Origin of the sequence: Nostocoides sp., assembly GCF_035343835.1 — a bacterium.
In the GTDB taxonomy this organism is placed as follows: Bacteria; Actinomycetota; Actinomycetes; order Actinomycetales; family Dermatophilaceae; genus Nostocoides_A; species Nostocoides_A vanveenii.
Window position 1 is genome coordinate 1 of sequence record NZ_DAOQZV010000385.1, and the last position, 1,725, is coordinate 1,725.

The 1,725-nt window shown below is 68.8% G+C and carries 2 protein-coding genes; one reads left to right on the forward strand and one right to left on the reverse strand.

The window, feature by feature from the left end; translation table 11 throughout:
• The coding region (locus tag PKH97_RS16395) for a hypothetical protein (RefSeq protein ID WP_324388674.1) at positions 1–209 on the forward strand (209 nt) is incomplete at its 5' end.
• A 158-nt stretch (positions 210–367) separates the two neighbouring features.
• On the opposite strand, the gene PKH97_RS16400 is transcribed toward PKH97_RS16395, so the two are convergent.
• Positions 368–1,725, reverse strand: a 1,358-nt coding sequence (locus tag PKH97_RS16400) for an AAA family ATPase (protein ID WP_324388675.1), incomplete at its 5' end; no start/stop codon positions are given.

Here is a 1,725-nt window from a genome sequence, read left to right on the forward strand (position 1 = left end):
CGATCATCAGCCGCACAGGCGAGCAGGCCGCCGCCGTGGCCGAAAAGTACGGCGCGAAGCATAGCTCGACCGAACTTGAGGATGCGCTGGCCCGCGAGCGGCGAGCGGCGGACTACGGCGACGGCCGCAAGGCGACCGTGCCGCTGAACTGCCGCATCCTGACGCTCGACGAGATCGAGTATTTCAAGAACGGCGGCATTCTCCAGTAGGTGCTGCGCCAGCTCGCCGCGTAAGCGGCGCGTCGGCCGAAATGCATCGGGCCGCCGGGTCGTCCGGCGGCCCTTTCTTATTGACCGGGCGCGGCGTTTGGCCGCTGCCGCGGAGGCGCTAGGAGCGGGCGCCTGGTCGGGCGCATTGGCGATGATCGTCATACGTCACTCCTGTCATCGGTCACGTCCGCGGAGCCGGCCCCTGCGCCGCCCTCGTCGTTCGCCTCGTCCGCGACAACCACCCCCGTGGCGTCACCTTCAGATGTCACAGTCTCATCGGCACCACCGACAACCTCCTCACCTGCAGGTATGCCGGCGTCGTCACCGAAGGCCACCACCTCCACCGGGTCGCGGAAGTCCTCGGGAAGCAGCGAGCGCAACTGCTCGGTGGTGACCTCCTCGCAGTCACGCAGTCGCCACGCGTGGCGACCGATCGCCTCCTCCAGGAGGTTGCGGACATACCGGCCGTTGCCGAAGGTGAAATCGCGCGGCGTCCCGGCGAGAATCTCGCGGACGACGGCCTCGGACTCGGGCGTGATGTCGTAGTCCGTGGCTGTGGCCAGCGAGGTCATGATCCCGACGAGTTCGTCGTCGGTGTAGTCGGCGAACTCGATGATCGTCTTGAAGCGCGAGGCCAGGCCGGGGTTCTGCGCGATGAACTCCATCATCGGTGTCGGATAGCCGGCGACGATCACCACCAGGTCGTTTCGGTTGTCCTCCATCTCCTTGACCAGGGTGTTGATGGACTCCTGACCGTATTGGTCACCCGAGAGGCCATAGGCCTCGTCGATGAAGAGCACGCCACCGAGCGCCTTGGCGACGACCTCCGCCGTCTTGATCGCCGTCTGGCCGAGGTAGCCGGCAACGAGCTCGGAGCGGTCGACCTCGACCAGATGGCCCTTGGTGAGCAGCCCGAGCGCACGGTAGATGCCCGCGACCATGCGCGCGACCGTCGTCTTGCCGGTGCCGGGATTGCCGACGAAGACCAGGTGACGGGTGATGGTCGCGGTCTTCAGACCCGCCTCGGCACGCCGCTTCTCGACCTTGAGGATCGCCACCTGCTGGTGGATCTCCTTCTTGACGGCGTCCAGGCCGGTCAGGCCGTCGAGATCGGCCATCAACTCCTCGAGGCTCTTCGGGGGCGGGCCGGCAGGCTCGGGCCCCGGTGCGGCCACGTTCGCTGGGTCGGCCGGGTTGCTGGGCGCGGCCGGCTGGCCCGGGCCGGCAGGTGGCTGGCCGGGAAGGCCCCCCACGGGTGGCTGGCCGGGGTCGGGGAAGGCCGGACCGCCCCGGAGTTGGTTGATGGCCTCCAACTGCGCCTGGACGCGCCGCTGGTTGTCCAGCATCAACTCCGTCAGATTCGGTATGCGGTTCGGGTCGCCGACGCCGAGCACGGGCGCGTCGGTCGGACGCGGAGTCGTCGTGGATTCGCCGGTTGCCGGAGCGGGTGGCTGCGCACCCGACGGTGCGGGTGGCGCACCGGGCGTCTTCGGCGCACCTCGCGTCGTCGGGGCAC